The organism is Alkalicoccobacillus porphyridii (assembly GCF_007293315.1).
Lineage (GTDB): Bacteria > Bacillota > Bacilli > Bacillales > Bacillaceae_D > Alkalicoccobacillus > Alkalicoccobacillus porphyridii.
Window position 1 is genome coordinate 1 of record NZ_VLXZ01000034.1, and the last position, 1,169, is coordinate 1,169.

The 1,169-nt window shown below is 55.3% G+C and carries 2 protein-coding genes; both read right to left on the minus strand.

The window, feature by feature from the left end; all coding sequences use genetic code 11:
* Positions 1-613: 613 nt before the first annotated feature.
* Positions 614-805, minus strand: coding sequence for a Rop family plasmid primer RNA-binding protein (locus FN960_RS20665; protein WP_000165985.1), 192 nt, complete (start codon positions 803-805; stop codon positions 614-616).
* A gap of 103 nt (positions 806-908) precedes the next feature.
* Positions 909-1,169, minus strand: a 261-nt coding sequence (locus FN960_RS24895) for a site-specific integrase (protein WP_438799908.1), incomplete at its 5' end; no start/stop codon positions are given.

Here is a 1,169-nt window from a genome sequence, read left to right on the forward strand (position 1 = left end):
CGCCACGCTTCCCGAAGGGAGAAAGGCGGACAGGTATCCGGTAAGCGGCAGGGTCGGAACAGGAGAGCGCGCGAGGGAGCTTCCAGGGGGAAACGCCTGGTATCTTTATAGTCCTGTCGGGTTTCGCCACCTCTGACTTGAGCGTCGATTTTTGTGATGCTCGTCAGGGGGGCGGAGCCTATGGAAAAACGCCAGCAACGCGGCCTTTTTACGGTTCCTGGCCTTTTGCTGGCCTTTTGCTCACATGTTCTTTCCTGCGTTATCCCCTGATTCTGTGGATAACCGTATTACCGCCTTTGAGTGAGCTGATACCGCTCGCCGCAGCCGAACGACCGAGCGCAGCGAGTCAGTGAGCGAGGAAGCGGAAGAGCGCCTGATGCGGTATTTTCTCCTTACGCATCTGTGCGGTATTTCACACCGCAATGGTGCACTCTCAGTACAATCTGCTCTGATGCCGCATAGTTAAGCCAGTATACACTCCGCTATCGCTACGTGACTGGGTCATGGCTGCGCCCCGACACCCGCCAACACCCGCTGACGCGCCCTGACGGGCTTGTCTGCTCCCGGCATCCGCTTACAGACAAGCTGTGACCGTCTCCGGGAGCTGCATGTGTCAGAGGTTTTCACCGTCATCACCGAAACGCGCGAGGCAGCTGCGGTAAAGCTCATCAGCGTGGTCGTGAAGCGATTCACAGATGTCTGCCTGTTCATCCGCGTCCAGCTCGTTGAGTTTCTCCAGAAGCGTTAATGTCTGGCTTCTGATAAAGCGGGCCATGTTAAGGGCGGTTTTTTCCTGTTTGGTCACTGATGCCTCCGTGTAAGGGGGATTTCTGTTCATGGGGGTAATGATACCGATGAAACGAGAGAGGATGCTCACGATACGGGTTACTGATGATGAACATGCCCGGTTACTGGAACGTTGTGAGGGTAAACAACTGGCGGTATGGATGCGGCGGGACCAGAGAAAAATCACTCAGGGTCAATGCCAGCGCTTCGTTAATACAGATGTAGGTGTTCCACAGGGTAGCCAGCAGCATCCTGCGATGCAGATCCGGAACATAATGGTGCAGGGCGCTGACTTCCGCGTTTCCAGACTTTACGAAACACGGAAACCGAAGACCATTCATGTTGTTGCTCAGGTCGCAGACGTTTTGCAGCAGCAGTCGCTT